22 protein-coding genes are annotated in these 18,524 nt (G+C 51.5%); 10 read left to right on the forward strand and 12 right to left on the reverse strand.

What is annotated here, in order from left to right:
• The first annotated feature begins 311 nt into the window (after positions 1-311).
• The 5 genes from F7B33_RS08560 to F7B33_RS08580 are packed head-to-tail and all read left to right on the forward strand — an operon-like array spanning position 312 to position 3,564.
• Entirely contained in the window at positions 312-728 is a 417-nt protein-coding gene (locus F7B33_RS08560; protein WP_297074139.1) for a hypothetical protein, read from the forward strand.
• Positions 725-1,687 carry a hypothetical protein gene (locus F7B33_RS08565; protein ID WP_297074140.1) on the forward strand — a complete coding sequence of 321 codons (963 nt, stop codon included), beginning with the start codon at positions 725-727 and terminating at the stop codon, positions 1,685-1,687. Before F7B33_RS08560 ends, F7B33_RS08565 begins: the two co-directional genes overlap by 4 nt.
• A 4-nt stretch (positions 1,688-1,691) precedes the next feature.
• On the forward strand, positions 1,692-2,441 hold the full coding sequence (locus F7B33_RS08570) for a hypothetical protein (RefSeq protein ID WP_297074142.1): 750 nt from the start codon (positions 1,692-1,694) through the stop codon (positions 2,439-2,441).
• Entirely contained in the window at positions 2,438-2,887 is a 450-nt protein-coding gene (locus F7B33_RS08575; RefSeq protein ID WP_297074143.1) for a hypothetical protein, read from the forward strand. The genes F7B33_RS08570 and F7B33_RS08575 overlap by 4 nt, the downstream gene beginning before the upstream one ends.
• Positions 2,884-3,564: an ABC transporter ATP-binding protein gene (locus F7B33_RS08580; protein ID WP_297074144.1), complete on the forward strand. Its 681-nt coding sequence runs from the start codon at positions 2,884-2,886 to the stop codon at positions 3,562-3,564. The genes F7B33_RS08575 and F7B33_RS08580 overlap by 4 nt, the downstream gene beginning before the upstream one ends.
• On the opposite strand, the gene F7B33_RS08585 is transcribed toward F7B33_RS08580, so the two are convergent.
• Both F7B33_RS08585 and F7B33_RS08590 read right to left on the reverse strand, forming a co-directional pair.
• Positions 3,550-4,617, reverse strand: a complete 1,068-nt coding sequence (locus tag F7B33_RS08585) for an aminopeptidase P family protein (protein WP_297074146.1) — start codon at positions 4,615-4,617, stop codon at positions 3,550-3,552. The two genes, F7B33_RS08580 and F7B33_RS08585, sit on opposite strands and share 15 nt — an antisense overlap.
• Before the next feature lie 31 nt (positions 4,618-4,648).
• Positions 4,649-5,278, reverse strand: a complete 630-nt coding sequence (locus tag F7B33_RS08590; protein WP_297074147.1) for a phosphatase PAP2 family protein — start codon at positions 5,276-5,278, stop codon at positions 4,649-4,651.
• Positions 5,279-5,393: 115 nt separating this feature from the next.
• Between F7B33_RS08590 and F7B33_RS08595 the strand changes: the two genes are divergently transcribed.
• Positions 5,394-5,978: a 50S ribosomal protein L15e gene (locus tag F7B33_RS08595; protein ID WP_297065726.1), complete on the forward strand. Its 585-nt coding sequence runs from the start codon at positions 5,394-5,396 to the stop codon at positions 5,976-5,978.
• Positions 5,979-5,991: 13 nt separating this feature from the next.
• Here F7B33_RS08595 and F7B33_RS08600 read toward each other — a convergent pair whose 3' ends face one another.
• A complete protein-coding gene (locus F7B33_RS08600; RefSeq protein ID WP_297065723.1) occupies positions 5,992-6,366 on the reverse strand; it encodes a PIN domain-containing protein in 375 nt (124 codons plus the stop codon).
• Positions 6,363-6,599 (reverse strand): AbrB family transcriptional regulator, encoded by a 237-nt coding sequence (locus F7B33_RS08605; RefSeq protein WP_297065740.1) that lies wholly within the window; start codon positions 6,597-6,599, stop codon positions 6,363-6,365. The genes F7B33_RS08600 and F7B33_RS08605 overlap by 4 nt, the downstream gene beginning before the upstream one ends.
• Positions 6,600-6,702: 103 nt before the next feature.
• Between F7B33_RS08605 and F7B33_RS08610 the strand changes: the two genes are divergently transcribed.
• Positions 6,703-7,158, forward strand: coding sequence for an RNA-binding protein (locus F7B33_RS08610; RefSeq protein ID WP_297074149.1), 456 nt, complete (start codon positions 6,703-6,705; stop codon positions 7,156-7,158).
• Positions 7,155-7,829: a Ribonuclease P protein component 3 gene (locus tag F7B33_RS08615; RefSeq protein WP_297074188.1), complete on the forward strand. Its 675-nt coding sequence runs from the start codon at positions 7,155-7,157 to the stop codon at positions 7,827-7,829. Before F7B33_RS08610 ends, F7B33_RS08615 begins: the two co-directional genes overlap by 4 nt.
• A 6-nt stretch (positions 7,830-7,835) precedes the next feature.
• Here the strand turns inward: F7B33_RS08615 and F7B33_RS08620 are convergent, their stop codons facing one another.
• From F7B33_RS08620 to F7B33_RS08640, 5 genes are all read right to left on the reverse strand, one after another.
• On the reverse strand, positions 7,836-9,161 hold the full coding sequence (locus tag F7B33_RS08620; protein ID WP_297074151.1) for a TrpB-like pyridoxal phosphate-dependent enzyme: 1,326 nt from the start codon (positions 9,159-9,161) through the stop codon (positions 7,836-7,838).
• 278 nt (positions 9,162-9,439) lie between these two features.
• Positions 9,440-10,759 (reverse strand): hypothetical protein, encoded by a 1,320-nt coding sequence (locus F7B33_RS08625; protein ID WP_297074152.1) that lies wholly within the window; start codon positions 10,757-10,759, stop codon positions 9,440-9,442.
• A gap of 86 nt (positions 10,760-10,845) precedes the next feature.
• Complete coding sequence (locus F7B33_RS08630) at positions 10,846-11,622, reverse strand: hypothetical protein (RefSeq protein WP_297065712.1); 777 nt, start codon at positions 11,620-11,622, stop codon at positions 10,846-10,848.
• Positions 11,622-12,401, reverse strand: a complete 780-nt coding sequence (locus F7B33_RS08635; protein WP_297074153.1) for a hypothetical protein — start codon at positions 12,399-12,401, stop codon at positions 11,622-11,624. Before F7B33_RS08635 ends, F7B33_RS08630 begins: the two co-directional genes overlap by 1 nt.
• A gap of 9 nt (positions 12,402-12,410) precedes the next feature.
• Positions 12,411-12,854, reverse strand: coding sequence for a hypothetical protein (locus F7B33_RS08640; RefSeq protein ID WP_297074154.1), 444 nt, complete (start codon positions 12,852-12,854; stop codon positions 12,411-12,413).
• An 81-nt stretch (positions 12,855-12,935) separates the two neighbouring features.
• Between F7B33_RS08640 and nikR the strand changes: the two genes are divergently transcribed.
• Positions 12,936-13,352, forward strand: coding sequence for a nickel-responsive transcriptional regulator NikR (gene nikR, locus F7B33_RS08645; protein ID WP_297065704.1), 417 nt, complete (start codon positions 12,936-12,938; stop codon positions 13,350-13,352).
• On the opposite strand, the gene rqcH is transcribed toward nikR, so the two are convergent.
• Positions 13,349-15,301 carry a ribosome rescue protein RqcH gene (gene rqcH, locus F7B33_RS08650; RefSeq protein WP_297074155.1) on the reverse strand — a complete coding sequence of 651 codons (1,953 nt, stop codon included), beginning with the start codon at positions 15,299-15,301 and terminating at the stop codon, positions 13,349-13,351. The two genes, nikR and rqcH, sit on opposite strands and share 4 nt — an antisense overlap.
• Positions 15,302-15,340: 39 nt before the next feature.
• Positions 15,341-15,595, reverse strand: coding sequence for a hypothetical protein (locus F7B33_RS08655; RefSeq protein ID WP_297065699.1), 255 nt, complete (start codon positions 15,593-15,595; stop codon positions 15,341-15,343).
• Positions 15,596-15,720: 125 nt separating this feature from the next.
• Here F7B33_RS08655 and F7B33_RS08660 point away from each other — a divergent pair, with 125 nt between their 5' ends.
• Positions 15,721-17,766: a 1,4-alpha-glucan branching protein gene (locus F7B33_RS08660; RefSeq protein ID WP_297065696.1), complete on the forward strand. Its 2,046-nt coding sequence runs from the start codon at positions 15,721-15,723 to the stop codon at positions 17,764-17,766.
• Here the strand turns inward: F7B33_RS08660 and F7B33_RS08665 are convergent.
• A complete protein-coding gene (locus F7B33_RS08665; protein WP_297065693.1) occupies positions 17,763-18,497 on the reverse strand; it encodes an alpha-glucosidase in 735 nt (244 codons plus the stop codon). The two genes, F7B33_RS08660 and F7B33_RS08665, sit on opposite strands and share 4 nt — an antisense overlap.
• Positions 18,498-18,524: the final 27 nt, after the last annotated feature.

Raw genomic sequence — 18,524 nt, forward strand, 5'->3', positions numbered from 1 at the left:
AACCTCCTTATTGTCTTTAATTTTCCCAGAAGAGAGTCACGAATAGGGGGGTTATCGGTGAAATTAGGCATTTGAGTGCCAGCGGAGAAGACACTCCCCCCTCATCGGCATCGGAGCGAGTAACGGCTTTAAGTATTTAAGGTTTTTGGGCGTTCTGGGTTTTGTGGAACCAACGAGCGAATTTTTGGGCGTGGACAATCTGGACGACTCGTGGCCATTCAATCCTGTTAAATTAAATTCAAGTTTCCAGCGAAATCTTTTTATACTTAATTATAAGTTGTAATAAATGACTCCCATGTTGGGGGGGGACGATGGGAAGGAAAGTGGTTTCGACAATACTTGTCTTTCTGTTGGTGTTTGTAAGCACCTCGGTAGTTCTAGCGGGACAGCCAAAGGCCGGGGATGTCAGCGTTGACTCAATAAATCCCTCCTGCTACATCCGCAAGATGGATTGGGACCAGGACAGCGTCAGCGTCGAGAAGGATGGTAAGGTCGTGACACTCGCAGGTATCTATGCTGAGGTGAGGGCGTCCTTCATAACGTACCCCTGTACCACAGACCCCCACTTGACCTGGGCCGGCTTTGACTCCGGAGACGTTTCAGGTGCCCTCGTTCCAGTCTTCTGCTGTAGGTACTATTCCAAGGACTGGCACGGAGCCTCAGCGGAAGCCTGGGGAACCGGATTGGGCAGAACCTGGCACGCCTTTGCGGAGGTGTCCCTTGGGTGAGGCGGGGAGTTCTTCTCCTTCTCCTGTTCCCTTTATTCCTTCCCTACTCACTGGGATTTGCGGACGCTGGCCACTACGTTCCCCAGTGGGTCAAGCCGGGAGTTTATTTCACATATTCGGCAATTTCAAACGCCACCTTTAACTGGACCGCTCCCCATGCGCCAGCTGTCCTTGTGGTTGTGTACAACGTGAGCGGTGAGCCCGCTGGAATCTACTACAGGGGCAACGTTGTTGTGACGTTTCTGATTCTCAACGTTTCCAAGGACCTGGCCACGATTGAGCTGAGAGTTTCGGGAGAAAAAGCCGTTGTTAGGACCCTTGGAAACGTTACTCCCTTCTGGAACGAGGGGGATGTTGTCAGCGTTGATACCTTCGAGAACCAATCTCTGGTTTACCTGAAACGCCTTCAACTACGGGGCATTTACCGCGTGAACCTTACAACGGGTTACGTCTATGATATGGCGGGAAATCGGTACGGTAAGACTCTTCTCTGGTACAATCCGCGACTCAAACCGGGGGACTATCTCTTCACGAGCCCTGCTGGGTTGAACGTTACACTTTCAAGAATCGAAACTTTGAACGAGACCCTTCTCACTTTCTACCGCCCATTCAAGCCCCCAACGGTTATCCTTATGACCAGCCCCTTCAACGTTGAAATGGGCGATGCCCTCCACGTCGGTGGGAAGGCGATAGCGTTTTACGACCCATCAACTGGTTTTCTGCTGTCCTTCCTGGGCGTTGGATGGGCGGACTTTCAGGCCTGCGGTTTTGCGGCCTTCATGGGTTCAACCATGGTTTTCCCGGAGGGGGATGGCTTAAAGCTTGGCGGGCTTCTCCTCACGGACACCAACGCCGAAACCTTTGGGAGGAAAGTCCCCTATGAGACTTCCACCTCACCCCTCCTCTACGTTTATCTGCTCGCGGTTACGGGTACGATTGTGGTTTCAGTCTGGAGGTGAGTCTATGAGGGCTTTGATTTCGTGGGAGCTCAACCGGCCACTCGTTGTGATGACGTTTTTTGCCGGGCTCGTGATGGGGTTCATCTCGGTTCATTCGGCTTATCTAATCCCGTACTCTAAGGTGCACGTCATCTCCTCAACGACGCCAATCGGGTCATTTTCGTTTTCCCCTGAAGGTAACGCCTTCTGGCACGTGCTTAAATCCCTCCCGCGAGCTGGCTTTTCGGTTTATTCATTTCTAGTAATTCTCCTGGGAACACTGATTTTTAGACACGATAGGGACACTGGCTACGCGCTCACGCTCTATACCCTCCCCCATAGGAAGTCCAAAATCTTCCTTGCAAAGCTGGTTTCTCTCCTCCTTCTTACTGTCCTGATGCTCTACCTCCTCCTGTTCCTTTCTGTGTTCCTTTCAAGCGCCACCGTTGCCGGTTACGTTCCCCTTATGCTCGATGGGGCCTTCTTCAAAACTCTCCTCTTGATAACCCTTGCGCTGGTTTACGTGGCCACGCTAACGGCTTTTCTCTCCACAGTCTTGGCTGGAATGTTTCCGACTCTCATCGGAAGCTACCTAATCGTCCACCTATCCACAGCCATCGGCGGGGGTAAATTGCCCCCCTTCAGCCTCTTCATTCGGGCCACTGAGCTCAACCCTGCCCTCTCAAATTCGTCGGTCGTCCTTCACGGAGTCCTTCTCCCACTAATACTTGCTCTACTCGGTGCAATCGTTTCCGAAAGGAGGGATGTCCTGTGAGGCTCGCACTGGTGGTATTCCTCTTTCTACTTCTCCTCCCGGGTCTGGCTTATCTTGACTATCGGGAGTTTTCGGGGACGGAGCACTTCATTGGTCCCCACTCGTTAACACCCTCCACCCCAACGAGATTGAGTTACGTTGACTTCTACTTTCCCTCGAAGGCTCTGGCCGAGATAACGTGCACATCTGGCTCTGGAGAAGTTTACATCGTTGATTCCCTCAAAAAAGAACCCCTGGCTAACTTCTCCTTTGTTGGCATGTTTTCAGCCGAGTTCGTGGTTCCCCACGAGGGGAACTATGCGGTGGTTTATAATGGAAGTGGCGAAACCCAGTGCCTCATACGGTTCAAAAGACCCTATCCAACTAGGAGAGTCCAGGATGCGTATCTCTTAACCGGAATCTTCGGTTCAATTCTCTTTGCCGTTCTCCGGAGGGGGAGGAGATGATAGAGACAAAGGACCTCGTTAAGCGCTTTGGTAGCATAGTTGCCCTCGATGGCATTAACGTTGAGATAAAGGAGGGTGTAATTCTAATTTTGGGTCCCAACGGTGGTGGCAAAAGCACTTTTCTCAAAATTGTTGCGGGTGTTTATAGGCCCACCTCTGGGATTGTCAGGGTCTTTGGTAAGGACCCATGGAGCGACGAGGGGATAAAGAGGACTATGGGGATCTCCTTTGACCCACCCTCGATGCCATCCCTAATCACGGGGAGGGAGTGGCTTGAATTTCTAGCTAGGGCGAAGGGTTACGAAAAAGACGAGGCCGAGCACGTTGCCAAACTTTTCGGCATAGATTACCTGGACGAGACAATCAGAAACTACTCGTCCGGAATGCGCAAAAGGCTGGCCATAGCACAGGCCTTCGTCGGAAACCCTAGACTGGTAATCCTTGACGAGCCTCTGGCCAACCTCGATTTCGACCAGATTCGGAAGGTCGTCAAAATCCTAAGGGGCCTCAGAGAGAGCAAAAACTTTGTAATAGTGAGCCACATCTGGGAGCCCCTCTACGATTTGGCGGATGAGGTTCTAGTCATTGGGGGCGGAAAAGTTGTCATGAATGGAAAAGCTAGGGAACTAAGAGAGGACGTGGAAAGACTATTCTCCTTCCGTTTAGAGGATGATTAGCTCTCTCTCGGCCTTCGTTAGCTTTCTCCCCCTTCTCTCCACGACAACGTCGTCCTCTATCCTCACACCGCCAAGGCCGGGAACGTAAATTCCAGGCTCTATCGTGAAGGTCATGCCGTTTTCGAGAACGGTCTCTTCTCCGGGACCTATGTAGGGCTCCTCGTGGACATCCAAGCCTAGTCCATGGCCTGTTCTGTGGGTAAAGTATTTCCCATAGCCGGCTTCCTCTATCGTTTTTCTCGCCATCGCGTCTATCTCTCCAGCTTGAATGCCTTCCCTTACGGCCTGAAATGCCCTCTCCTGTGCCTCCCAGACAACTTCGTAAATCCTGACGAGTCTCTCATCGGGCTCTCCCAGGGCTATCGTCCTCGTTATGTCGGAGCAGTAGCCCTTCCACTTCGCCCCGTAGTCGAGTATCACCATGTCCCCCTTCCCCAACTTCCTCTCGCTGGGTTCGTGGTGGGGATTGGCCCCGTTTTCACCGCTCGCCACTATCGGCTCGAAGGAAATCCCGTCGGAGCGCTCCCTAATCTCGATTTCTATCCTCAGGGCGAGTTCCCTTTCCTTCATTCCGACCAAATCCCAGCTCAGAATTTCCTCGAAAACGTCATCAACAACCTTTGCAGCTTTTTCCATTAGCCTTATCTCGTCCCTATCTTTCCTTATCCTGAGCTCCCTCATGACAAGGCTTAAAGGGTAGGGGTTCATCCTAATCGTCCTGCTGAGCTCTATCAGCCAATCCGCTCTCATGGTGTTCTCTATTAGTACTTTCCCATCGCTTATACCCAGCTCGTGGGCAATCGTTGCGAGCTTCGCGTAGGGGTTCTCGCCGTCCCGCCAGAACATAACAGGAGCATTCTGGATAACGTTCTCGTAGAGGCTCGGCGCGAGAATCCGGAAGTCCCCTTCAGGGTTTACGGCCAGAAGAGTGGGCCTCTCGCCCGCTTCGTGTATCCTTATGCCCGTGAGGTAGTAGAAGTTCGAGCCTGGGCTTATCAATGCCCCATCGAAGCCCCTCTTTTTCATCAGCTCCGCGAGTTTTTCGACCCTCATGCCACCACCGGGAACAGTTTTCCGGCATGGCTTAAACCCTTTTCTCAAGCCTTACCGCGAGGAGTGCTACCATAAAACCCGCCAGAACGTCCCAGACCCAGTGCTCTCCTAGGAGAACTGTTGAAACAGGAACAAGGGCAAGGAAGAGGGCCAACAAAAGGGTTTCCCTTTTCCTTTCCTCTAGAACTGAGAGCAGACTGATGAAGGCCAGTGTGCAGTGGGGTGACGGAAAGACGAACTCGGGTCTCGCCGTCCAGTCGTTGGGCGCGTAGTGCTCCGGAAGTGTGTAAACCACGTGGGGGGCATAAACGTGGAAGAGGGCAAACGAAAGGGCGAGCAGACCAAAGCCCAGTGCAAACCTCCTGAAAAGTCTTTTCGCCCGCTTCTCGTCTGTTAGTGTGAAGTAGATTGCCGGAAGCCAGAAGCTCCCGACGAAGCCGGCTTTGTAAACGGCCCTCATAACCCTGTGAACCGGCTCATTGGAGACTGTCCAGCTAACTACGGAGTACTCAAAGCGATAAGACGTCAGCGGGAGCTTGAGGAAATATGAGAGAACGTTCACGCTCCACCTTCCAATAAGGGGGTAAATCAGCGCGTAGGCATCCCAGGAGAGGTAAACCACGAGGAACGCCAGCAGGAGTTTCAGCCTTTTTCCCCTCATCGTTCCAACTTCTCCGCAACCCTTAAAAACCAACCTTCGAAACTCGACCGACTAGGCGGGTTCGCCCGTGGGATGTCCCCGGAAGGGGGAACCACAAACGAGGAAGGTGAGCAAGATGGGGATGTACAAGTACATTAGGGAAGCATGGAAGAGCCCCAAGAAGAGCTACGTTGGGGAGCTCCTCAAGAAGAGGATGGTTCAGTGGAGGAGGGACCCGGTAGTTAAGAGAATCGAGAGGCCGACGAGACTCGACAGGGCCCGCTCCCTCGGTTATCAGGCCAAGCAGGGCTACGTCCTTGTTCGCGTTCGCGTGAGGCGCGGGGGAAGGAAGAGGCCCAGGTGGAAGGGCGGAAGGAAGCCGAGCAAGATGGGTATGGTGAAATACAGCCCGAAGAAGAGCCTCCAGTGGATAGCCGAGGAGAAGGCAGCCAGAAAGTTCCCGAACCTTGAGGTCCTCAACTCCTACTGGGTCGGCGAGGACGGTATGTACAAGTGGTTTGAGGTAATTCTTGTTGACCCGCACCACCCGGTCATAAAGAGCGACCCGAAGATAGCCTGGATAGCCCTCAAGCCCCACAAGGGTAGGGTCTTTAGAGGCCTCACCAGCGCCGGTAAGAAGGGTCGCGGTCTGAGGAACAAGGGTAAGGGTGCCGAGAAAGTCAGGCCCAGCGTTAGGGCCAACAAGGGCAAGACCAAGTGAGCCTTTCCCCTTCTTATTCCGTTTCCTCTGGGTTTTCTAGCTTTATCCTCTTGACTCCAATCTTTTCGTAGACTTTGTCTGAGCTTATTATAACGCCTCCGCATTTTGCCGCATGGAAAGCGTCGAAAGCGTTTAGCCCATGTTCTTTCATGTAATATGCCACCTGTAGGTAGACGCCCTCCTCTATCCCTGTCAGCGCCATAACCGCAGAGGTCAATTTTATTGGGTCTAGATTGTACTTTTTGGCCACTATCAGAAGTTCGAGAAAAGTTGTTTCGGATGTCGTTATCTGGTTGCCATATCTTTTGAGAATTTTCTCTGCGTTCTTCTTGAGCCAGTCGTTCGGCTTCATAAGGGCGAGGAAAAAATCGGTGTCTGCGTATATCATTTTGTGCCCTCCACTTCCTTCGTGGCCTCTTTCAGTATCTCTTCTCTGATTTCGCTGATGGGTTTATCGGGAAGTTTCTTCCCGAGCTCCTCGAGTTCCTTGAGAGGGTTTTCAGGCTTTGGGACTATCAGTATTCCCTCATCGAGCCTAATGAGATATACCTCCTTTGGAAGGTTCTTCCTCATGGCCTTTGGGATGTAAAGTCTTCCTTTGGAATCAATCTGGGTTAGCATACTTTCCACCGATAGGACATTAGTGGGAGAACTATTTAAGATTTCCCACAGGCATGGGATTACCTTTTAAAATCTCCTTTCCAATTCATCCCGGTGAAGCGAGATGGCGAAGCTTCAGGCGCACCATGTCAGGCTTACCACGTTCATCCATGCAACTGAAGACGAGGACAAGGTCCTTGAGGCGATAGCGACCTTCATTCCCGAGGAGATTGACGAGGACGACGTTCTCTTCGACGTTGAGGAAACGACTGGTTTCTTTGGCAACCCGATAAAGGTCGTCAACGTTGAGATAAAGAGGAGCAAGGCAGTAAGAACCTTCCTCAAAAACTTCAAGGAATTGCTGAGCGAGGAGGACAAGAAATACATTCTTGGAAACCTTGATGAGAAAGTCGATGATGAGGGAATGCTCTACATTCGCTTTAACAAGCAGAAGGCCTATCTGGGCGAAGCGAAAGTTGACGAAGGGGCTGACGTTGTTCAGGTCAGGATAAAGGTCAAGGCCTTCCCGATGAGGAAGGAGTCGGTTGTTAAAGCCGTGAAGGAGTGGCTGGAGGAATGAGCGAAGGGCCGGAGGAGGTTTCTTTCTCAAGGGACTACTTCGTCGAGATGGACGTGAGGAGCGAAGATGCCTACGAATTGGCCAACGAGTGGTTTGATGAGGTAGTCTTTACAAAAAAGCTCGTTCTCAAAAAGGAGCCTGACTGGGCTTCCCTCAAGGAGGAGGTTAAAGCTCTGAGGAAAACCTACGGTAAAGTCGCGCTCCTTCTCATAACCAAAAAGCCGAGCCTCATACGGGAGGTAAGGGGCAGAAACCTCAGGGCTTTAATCTACGTTCAGGGAGGTGACATGAGGATTAACAGGACGGCAATCGAGGCGAGGGTTGATGCTCTGATAAGCCCCTGGCTCGGAAGAAAGGACTATGGTTTCGATCACACTCTGGCCGGAATGGCATCGCGAAGGGGTGTTGCCATCGGCTTCTCTCTGGCTCCGCTCCTTAGGGCAAACCCTTACGAGAGGGCCCTAACATTGCGCTTCATGATGAAGGTCTGGGAGCTAACTAAAAAGTACCGCGTGCCGAGGTTTCTCACCAGCTCGGCTGAAAATAAGTGGGAGGTCCGCTCGCCGAGGGACTTGATGAGCCTCGGGATAAACATTGGCATGGAAATCCCGGAGGCGAGGGCGAGCCTGAACTTCTATCCAAGGAGGATTCTTCAAAAGTTGAAAAACTGAAGAAAATCAGCCCTCAAGGGCCGGGAAGTAGTCAGGCTCGTAGTCCTCAAGCTTTCCGTCGAGGTAGTCCTCGTAGCCCTGAAGGTCGAGCAGTCCGTGTCCGCTGAGGTTGAAGAGTATGACCTCCTCTTTTCCTTCCTCCTTGGCCTTCAGCGCCCTGTCTATCGCTCCCTTTATCGCGTGGGCACTCTCCGGAGCGGGGATTATCCCCTCGGTCTTCGCGAACAGCTCGGCCGCCTGGAAGACCTCATTCTGGTGATACGCTATTGGTTTAACTATCCCGTGATTGATGAGAACGCTCAGCGTTGGCGCTAATCCGTGATAGCGAAGTCCTCCAGCGTGAATCGGCGGGACGTAGTAGGTGTGGCCCAGGGTGTGCATCTTCATCTTCGGTGTGTAGCCCCCTGAATCGCCGAAATCATACTTGTAAACTCCCCTCGTCATCGAGGGAGCAGCTTTCGGTTCAACTGCTATGAACTCATAGTCCGCTTTGTTCTCTAAAACGTCTTTCACGAAGGGATAAGCTAATCCAGCGAAGTTGCTTCCACCGCCTACGCAACCGATTATAACGTCAGGTTCCTCAAACTCCTTCATCTGCTCTTTGGCTTCTAGCCCTATAACAGTCTGGTGCATGAGCACGTGGTTGAGAACGCTTCCAAGGGCGTAGCGGGCCTTTTCATCCTTCAGAACGTCCTCTATGGCCTCGCTTATCGCTATGCCCAGACCGCCGGGGTGGTTCGGGTCTTGAGCTAAAAACTTCCGCCCGATTTCGGTTCTGTCGCTCGGGCTCGGGTATATTTCCGCCCCGTAGAGGCGCATTATCGTCTTCCTATACGGTTTTTGCTGGTAGCTGGCGCGGGCCATGTAAACCCTGACCTTTAAACCGAGGAGCGCTCCCGCTAAGCTTAAAGCGGTGCCCCACTGGCCTGCTCCGGTCTCAGTGACGAGCCTCTCAATCCCCTGCTTCTTGGAGTAGTAGGCTTGGGCCAATGCCGTGTTTATCTTGTGGCTTCCCGTCACGGTCGCCCCTTCGTACTTGAAGTATATCCTTGCCGGTGTGTCCAAAGCCTTCTCAAGGTTCGTGGCCCTGAAGAGTGGCGTTGGCCTTCCAATCTTGGCGTAAAGCTCGCGGACTTTCTTCGGAATCTCGATGTAGCGCTCGTTGCTCATCTCCTGTTTCACAAGCTCGGCCGCGAAAATCCTGAGGAGCTTCTCCGGCTTCATAGGCTCATTTGTTTCTGGGTCGAGGGGCGGTGCCAACGGCTCCGGAAGGTCGGGCAGTATGTTGTACCACTTCTTTGGTATCTTCGAATCCGGCAGAACGGCTTTCATTCTACCACCTCCTTTTCTTGAGAGTAAGCACTAACCGTCTCAACAAGTCCCAAAATTGAGGGAATAATGAGCGTGTGGGCTAAACCAAAGCGCTCATATCTTAGAAGGGGCCGGCCAAAAATACTCCCCCCTTAGTTCAGCGCCAAAAGCAATCCCGCCCTATGAACTCTGAACTAACGCTGGAGCTCAGAAGGGAACTTTCAAAGCCAAAAACAATCACTCCTGCCAATCATGGTGCATCGTCCTTTGGAAGATGAAGCCCCTTAAGTTCTTTTTGGTCACTTTATTGATGATAAGACAACGCTTACGTCCTTAGCATCCCCTTTGACTGCCATTGTGACAATGTATCCCGCTCTTTTGAGGCAGATTGACGTCGTGTTTTTCTTGGTGTCGAGCAGGTAGCGGGCGTAGTTGCACTGTTCCTCCGTTCCGTAGACGAGAAGAGTCACGATGGTGTTTTCGCCCAGTGTGAATTTCTCCCCGGCAAGGGACCACATGACCGGTGGCTCGGCGGGTTTGGGGGCAAAGCTCCCGTTGAGCTCAGATAACACAAGACTGAGAGCTTTCTCAGGTGTGTATTCTTCGGCTTTCCAGCCGTTTTTCAGCCCGCAGGGAGACATTCTTTCCGCCGTTTGCTCAACGTTTTCCGTTTTCCCGCTTAGGATAAGGATTTCTTTACCGTCTATTGCAACGTAGTGCGACGTCCCTTTTCTTACCCAGAGGGACCATTTGCATTCCCCGTCTTCTCCTTCGAGCTTTTTCACGTATCCGGTTCCCTTGAGCTCTATTGCTATGTCCCTGTAGGTGTTCCTGACCCACTCGCTCGGCCAGTCCTTCGGAGTAAACTTTCCAACCCTAACTCCGTTTGATGAGCTCCAGTTGAAGCGGTATCTCATAAAAATCGGGGGCTCGCTAGCGTTCCAGAGGTAATCGTCGTGCCATCTGAGTGCGAACTCCTTAACGCCCCTGCATGGGCCTCTAGCCGAGATAACGGCGAGACCCCCACCGAGAACCCGTGTCTCGGCGATGTAAACGCACTGGTTTCCTTTGGACAACAGGACGTCTTTTATGACGTGGGAGTACGTCCCGTAGTCCTCCACAAGCTTAAGATACCCCTCTCCCTCGACGCTTTCGACTGCCTCCCGATAAGATTTTTCGGCCTTTTCTAGGGGTTCGTAAACGGTTACGAAACGACCTGTTATGGGGAGTTCAATTATTTTCGATTTCCATGCAACACCGCTGACGTGAACCGTTGAGTAGGCGATTGTCTCGTTGCAGGAGCAGGTGAATCCTTCATCCCCCTCTGGAGTGTCAACGTTTCCGCAACCAGTGGCAAAGTAAAGGCCGAAAGCGACGTTTGGACCTGTAACGGGTGGAGGTCTCATAAGGAGTATAAGGAGAAGAGAGGCCGTCAGATAAATGACCGTTCGGGGTTTTTTACGGTAGTATTCCCGGGATATGTACAATGGAAGGAAGACCGCTGATACGAAGAGAACGAGCCCTAAGATTGAGCTGAGCTGAAGGACTATCCACGCTGTGAACGAGAGGAGGGCTGAGAGTAATATTGAGCCTAGTAACCTGAGAACCATCGCCCTCATTGGTTGTTGCGCCTTGAAGAACTATAAACCTAATGCTATAGCTTTAGATGGTTTTGAAACGTTCTGAAAAAGGAAAAGTGAAAACATCACTCTCCCGGCTCCTGAATTATTTCAATTGCTCTGTTAACGTCGACCTTCCTGCCCTTGAGGGCTATTAGGGTATAATAGTCACCTCCGTCACTCCTCAAGAACCTGATGCTCCTGTCCTTTTTCTTCATGAGGTATTCGGCGTACTTGACTTGGTCCTCGCTTGAGTACACGAGGATGAGAACTTCAACGCCGTCGCCAATGTTTACACTGAATGAAAACTTTGCCAAATACCAGTCCGGTGTTGGCCCTGTCCAGTTTGTAAGAGAGGTGCTCACGTTGTTCTTCATGAACTTCTCCGCGAGCGAAAGTGCCATAGCTTCAGCCACCTTCCATGGACTTGGTGAAGACAGTGGGTTTGAATCACCCGGCCGTCCGCAGAGCCAGTGCTCATCGGTGGCGTTCAAAACGTCCTCAGGTTTCCCGCGGATTGCCAGGAATGAGTTCTCTTTGTAGGCTATGTAGTAAGCCTTATCGAGCCTCGTCCAGTAGCTCCACTGGCAGTCCTTTTTGCTCCAGTTGCCTGAGACCATTGAGTAGCCAATCTGAGAAAGCTGACTGAGAATCGTCCCGTAGAACTCGCCGGCATTCTTTAGAGTCTCGTTCAGGATTTCAACAGAACCTGACTTTTCCCAGCTTGTGTTTACAAGGCTCGGGGGGTCAGTGTAGCCCCAGATTTCAGGTTTTGGCACAGGTTTTATGTAGTAGTACTGCCAGTAAATTAATCCCGCCAGAATCAGTATTGAAACGAGTGCCAGCACCTTCTTCATACCCATCACCCGCAGGGGGCCCCTCCTACTTCGAAAGTGTCCTCAATTGAGTTGTAAGCCCGTGATACTCCCCCTTCTGGTCCATTCAGCACGAGGAGGGCATAATAACCGAGGGCATGAGTGCAGAGTGTTTTTCCCTCAACGAGAGACCTCGCGTAGTCGAGCTGTTCCTCAGTTGCGTAGATTAAAACGAGCATGCTGACGTTGCCTGTTCTTAAGCTGTAGTTTGCCAGGCTCCATGGGATTTTTCCGTCCCATTTATAAGGGACAGCAATTTTGCTGTCTTTTTCCAGTCCCTCTCCTATGAGTGAAACTGTGTAGGAGAGCGCCTTTTTCGGACTGGGGCCGATAACCTTTGTCATCGGGCCAGGCTTTCCGCAATGGGAATTTTCATCGGCCCACTCAATGACATCTTCTAGGCTTCCCCTAACGATTAGAATCTCACTGCCCGTTTCTCCAACGTAGTATGTTCTCTTTCCTGTCCAGATTGTCCACCTGCAGGTGCTCCAGTTAGCGTAAACGGGGTAGTAGCCAAGGGCCTTCAGCTGGGTTTCGAGTTTTCCTCCAGCATTTCTGGGAAGCGTCGCTACCTCGACGTTTCCTTCCCTTTCCCAGTTTATGTTTTGAAGAACCGGTGGTTCGGTGAGGCCCCAGAGGGCGGGTTTTTTGGCCGGCTCAACGTTTTCTCCCATCCGGCTCTCCCAGCCTTTAGGCGAGTAGTTTGCAATGCCAACAGATATGAGCGCGATAATGACAATTGCCAGAATCCTGTGCGTTCCCTTCATTCCAACACCTCACGCCACTTCAGTCTGCTCGTAGGGACTCCTCCCCTGCCTGTGCCTGAGGAGAAGGGAGTAGAAGAACTCCTTGAGTTCTGGCGACATTCCGTCGTCGAGTAGAATATCGGCCTTTCCGTCATAGAGTTTCTCGGCCCTCGTCATGAGCAGGGCAATCTTCGGAGTCAGGTGTTCGAGTAGGGTCTTCCCAACCTCGGCGTACTCTTCTTCATCCAGTTCCTCATCGCTCTCGATGGCAATGTAGACTATGAAACCCTTCATCTGAACTGCCAGGACCGTCTCGGTTTCGGTAATCTCGAAGAACGAGAAGTTGTACCCCTCATTCTCGACCCTCGCTAGGATGAGACCCTTTATCGAGAGCGTAACGGGGGTTTCTCCAACCTCAAAGATTAAATCTTCAGCGAACTCCCTCCGCGCTATCGAGTAAAGCTCATTCCTCATGCTCGAACCTACTCCGGTTCGGATAAAAGACTTTTGGAACAGATTTATAACTATCGTGTCATCACTTCAGTTGGTGGTGCTATGAAAGTTGTTCGTTTCGGTGTCTCCGTACCTGAGGAGCTCCTCGAAAAGTTCGACCGGATAATTGAGAGGAAGGGCTACGTTAACAGGAGCGAAGCGATAAGGGACCTGATGAGGGACTTCATAATCAGGCACGAATGGGAGACTGGCGATTCAGAAGTTGCGGGGACGATAACGATGCTCTACAACCATGACGAGGCGGATGTCGTTAAAGAGCTCCTTGATTTACAGCACGAGTACCTTGAGGAGATAATTTCAAGCATTCACGTCCACATGGACGAACACAACTGTCTGGAAGTCGTCCTTGTAAAGGGCAAGGCGAGCAGGATAAAGGAGATAGCGGACAGGCTTTTGAGCCTCAAGGGAGTGAAGCACGGCAAGCTCGTCATGACTGGAACGGGCAAGGAGCTGGTCTAGTCTACTACCTCTACTATTTCTCCCCCTCCCGGGGGGAGGACTGCGTTCAGGTCCTCTTCCTTGACCTTATAACCCCACTTCTCAAGGATTGCCCATATCTTTTTTACGAGCTCGCCTTTCTTGAGCCTCCCCGGCCTTATGATGATATAGTGCTTCGTGTGGGCCTTGATGGCTTCAACCGGCGCGCAGACAACGTAGTCCTCGCCCTCGTAGTTTATGACCCCCACTGCCAGCTTCAGAGGGAGCCCCCTCAGCCAGTTCCTTTTTCCGTAGACCATAAAGGCTCCTTTGCCTAGGTATTCTCCGCTGGGAGCCTGCTTCGTCACTTGCTCTGGATATGCCCAATAGGCATCGGCCGAGTAAAGCCCCTGGCTCCACGCTCTGCTCATCGAGACTGCGAACTGACAGGCTTCGAATATCGTCTTTTCTCCAGCTTTTTGGCCCTCCTTAATGACGACGTGAGGAGCGCCGTACACATCGGCGTGGCAGTAGAGGTCGTTCTCAGTCATGTGCTTTTTAACCAGCGTTTCGTTTGTGCTCGCGTCTTTGCCCGCTAAAACCAGAAAACCTTCGCTTGAGATAAACCAGCGGAACTTCTCAAACCACTTCTTCCTTCTCCTCTCGATTTTCCTTACGTTGAGTTCTTTCTTCATTTCCTCTTCGATTAGCTTTTCTACTTCGTTTAGCTTCCTCTTCGTGTCCTCGTAGGCTTTCAAGGCTCCCTCGTACTTGTGCCTGAACTTCTTGGCCTTCTCGTAGTAGAGTTCGGCGTTCTCGCCGAGGCTTTTGTTGAGGTAGAGCTTTACCTTCTTCCCCTCGAGCTCTATTGTCACTGCTTTCTCCTTTGCGTCAATTCCTTTAACCCTCTGGGCAACCCTGTTTCCGGCTTTCTTGCCCTCCTCGATTCTCTTTTTGAACTCCTCCCACCCGAGCTTTTCAGTTGCTCTCCTAAACTCCTCAAGAAGGCGCTCAATGAGGGCGTAGTTCGCGTAGATGAGGTCGCCTATCTCCTGGTTCTCGTTCATTGCCCTTTCAAAGCCCTTCAGCATCTCTTCCTGCTTTTTCAGCGTGGCCAACAACTGCCTCTTCTTGCTTTCGAGTTTCTTCGTCCTCTCAATTTTGGCCTTCTCGATTGTGAGCCTGCCGAAGTATTCATCGAGGGCCTCGCTGAAGGTTTTAAAGTACTTCTTCTCAAGTCCATCATAGACCCTCAGCTCTATAGGCACTACATCGTGCATGTTGCCGTCCTTGAAAACTATGTTAGGCCTTGGCTCGTCGTTGAAGGTCTTCATCATCGCCTCGTAGACCTTTCTCAGGTCCTCGTCTCTGAGCTCCCTAACTGGAGTCGTCTTCTCGAAGCCTGCCCTTATCGAAATCTCCTCTGCGTAGAGGCCACCCATATTGAGCTTTCTCGCCAAAGCGCGAACGAGCTCAAGCTTCTCGTTTTCCCTCATAAGTTCAAGAAAGCGCTCGAAGCTCACTTCGAGGGGGTTTTCTCGGGCTGGGGGAAACCTGTACTCGGCTTTGGGTTTTATGGCCCTGTCCTTGTACTCCTCGTATCTTAGGGCGGCGACAATTCTGTTCTGCGAGTCAACGAGGACGATGTTGCCCTTCCTGAACAGCTCCCCAATGAGGATGTAATCGCCAACCCTGATTTTCACAATCCTGTCGAACTGGTGTTGCTCTATTGCATCGATAAAGCCTCCACCCAGGTGCTTCCTGAGGAGCATCGTGAAGCCCGACGGCTGTTTGGGGGCCTCCTTGACGTAGCTCGTTAGGTGAAACCTCTTTCCGGCTTGAAGTATTAAATCGGCCCTTCCCTCCTTCGTGCGGAGCTTAATCCTTATCTCGTCCCCATCGTGGTATACCTTGTCAATGCGAGAACCGACGAGCCATTGAAGTTCCCTAACGACATAGCGTATATCAACTGAACTCATTTCCTCCTTCATTCTCCCACCCAAAAAGAATCCTAAGGGGAGGTTAAAAGGTTAAAGCCTCAGCGCGAGAAGAACAAGCGCACCGGCAATGGCGAATGCTGCCCTCAGAATGTCGCTTTTTTCGCTTTCAATCGCCTCACTCAGCAGTCCGAAGGAAATTCCGACGAGTCCGATGTCGTAGAGTGTGTATGCCAGCTTTGTGAAGACCCCTATTGGCGATACCAGGACTCCTAGAACGGCCCCAAGGAGAACAACCGCCAGAGCACCTGCTACGAACCCGCTCTCCGTACCTTTTGTAATGCTCATGTCATCACCATCTTCAATTATAGCCTCTGGATAAAACGTTTTCTATTGCACATCTCTGGACATGATGACAGGCCTGTTCCGAATAAGGTTAAATACGATGAAACTTAAACACCACCGGTGATACTATGAGAGGCTACGTTACCTTTGTCCTTCACACTCATCTGCCATACGTTAGAAAGCACGGGAAGTGGCCCTTTGGGGAGGAGTGGCTCTACGAGGCGATGAGCGAGAGTTATCTGCCCCTTCTGATGGAGTTCGAAAGGCTCCGCGATTCCGGCGTTCGCTTTCAGCTGGTCGTCAACATAACACCGGTTCTCATGGAACAGCTCGCCGACGAATACATTAAGGCAGAGTTCGAGAAATACCTCCTCAGAAAAATCAAGAGAACCCGAGAAGACCTTGAATCGGGCAGATACCCTGAAAAACCAGTCAAAGCTGTCCTTAACCACTTTGAGCGTGTCTACTCTTACTGGAAGGCCATAAACAGTAACATCGTTGGTAAGTTCCGGGAGTTGCAGGAGCAGGGCTACCTTGAGATTATAACCTCCCCGGCAACGCACGCTTACTTGCCCCTTCTCCTCAGGGAGGAAGCAATAAGGGCCCAGATAGCGAACGGTATAGCGACCTACGAGAAGCACTTTGGGAAAAAACCTAGAGGAATGTGGATTTCCGAGTGCGCCTACAGGCCCGAAGGGGAATGGGAACTCCCGGGTGGAAGGAAAGTTAGGAGAAAGGGTATCGAGAAGTTCCTAGAGGAGTTCGGTATAAAATACTTCTTCGTTGAGAGCAATCTCGTTGACGGCGGTCCGGTTAGTGGCTCCTACGGTGAGCCCGTTCCCGCCGGTTCTCTCGCGACGCTGAGGCCGTACTGGGTTAAGGGTTCGAAGGTTGCCGTCTTCGGGAGGAACAGGGACACTGGTCATCAGGTCTGGAGCGCCAATTTTGGCTATCCTGGTGATTTCTGGTACAGGGAGTTCCATAGGAAGGCCGAAAGGAGCGGAAATCAGTACTGGCGCGTGACTGGAAAAGATATTGACCTCGGTGATAAGGACTTCTACGACCCCTCTAAAGCCATGGGACGGGTTGAAGAGCATGCAAGACACTTCGTTCGGCTCGTTGGAACTCTCTTGAAGAAATTCGAGGAAAAAACCGGTGATAAGGGAATAGTCGTTTCGCCCTACGATACGGAACTCTTCGGCCACTGGTGGTATGAAGGGGTTAAATGGCTCGGACGCGTTCTTGAGCTTCTGGCTGAAAGTGGAATCAGGACGACGACGCTGTCGGCTTTCCTCGACAACTACCCGGGCGAGAAACTTGAGATTGAACTCCCAGAGGGGTCTTGGGGTGCCAACGCGGACCACTCAACGTGGTGGAACAAGGAAACCGAATGGGCCTGGGAGGAAGTCTACAGGGCAGAGGAGAGAATGGTAGCTATAGCGAGTCGCTTTTACGGAAAAGACAGACTTGGAGACAGGGCCATAGGGCAGTTGGCGAGAGAACTTCTAATCCTTGAGGCAAGCGACTGGGAATTTTTAATAACCACTGGGCAGGCCAGGGAGTACGCGAAGAGAAGAATACTAGCCCACAGCAGGGACTTCCACAGGCTGGCTAACGAAATTGTAAGATACTTCAAGACGGGCGAGATGGATGTCTCCCTCCTCGAAGGACTTGAGGAGCGTGACAACCCATTCAGGCCCGTCTTGGTAGTCCACTACATAAGCACTAACCCGCCGGAGCTGAAGGAGTTCGTTGAACCACCAGAGGTTCCGCCGGAGGCGAAAGAGGAGGAAGCCGGGGAAACCTTCGTGGAGGCTGGGGTTGAGCTTGGGGAAGGTGTTTTCAAGGGTTCCGGTGAGAGGTTCTACGTCACACCGCTGGCTTTTGTTAAGAGGAGAAAGCCAAAGATTCCCCTTGCAAGAAGGCTTGACACGAGGCTCGTCAAAAGGGTTGAAAGGGTTTCAACGGCCGGAAGGCTGAAAGAAGAAAAGAAACGCGCGCCGAGGTTAAAGCGCCTTATGGACGTTAAGGGCATAGGTCCCAAAACCCTCACGAGGCTCAACAAAGCCGGTGTAAAAACACCGGAGGATTTACTTCATGCTGACCTTGAGGAGCTCACGAGAAGAACAGGGATATCAATAAAAAGGTTGAGAAGGTTCGTGGAACAGCTTTAGAGGAACGCGTGGCGGTGCTTGTAGAGGAGGTAAAGCCCGGATAGTATCAGGTACAGTTCAACGGCACTCAGGACGACCATGAATATCAGCCATCCCTCAACGAACTGGGGGCTTTTGTTTATAGTCCCGGCTATTTTTTCTATTGCCCCCGGTGTTGTTAGTTGCCTTATTCCGTAGGTCAGGCCCATTACTCCCTGAATTATCGGTATTGGTGCCGCAGAGTACGCAAGCAGAAGGCCTAAGTATCCCCTCCTCTGAAGGGACAGCATGGACAGTATTATTGGAATCGCAAGAATAAGGGCCGTCACTGCCATTATCTGGCTCATGTATACCCCGACAAGAAGGAAGAACGCAGTCATCCCGAAAATATATGTCCTGTAGGCCTTCTTCAAGGCCTTGAGCATTTCAGGGTCGAAGTCATAGACTGCTGATTTGGAGTATAGATTCATTTTTTTGGCTCTCTCAAGATATTTCTTCTTTCCTTCCCTTTCAATGCCCTTATCGGTGCTCATATTTTTCAGCTCTTTGGCCTTTTTAAAGAAAAACTCTGCCAGTTCGACATTGTCTTTTTTAACGTTTTTAGCTAGCCGTCTGAAGTTTTCAGTGGCTTCCTTGAGGAGTGAGATGACCTTTTTCTTTTCCTTCTCGTTCAGGACGGTTAGCCTTTCTACCCTTGGTATCGTCGTTTCCAGAACCTCTGCCGTATCCTCAAGAATTCCCGGGCTTTTCACCACTATCCCTCCAAAACTAAAAAAAGA

This window comes from Thermococcus sp., assembly GCF_015523185.1.
Taxonomy (GTDB): domain Archaea; phylum Methanobacteriota_B; class Thermococci; order Thermococcales; family Thermococcaceae; genus Thermococcus.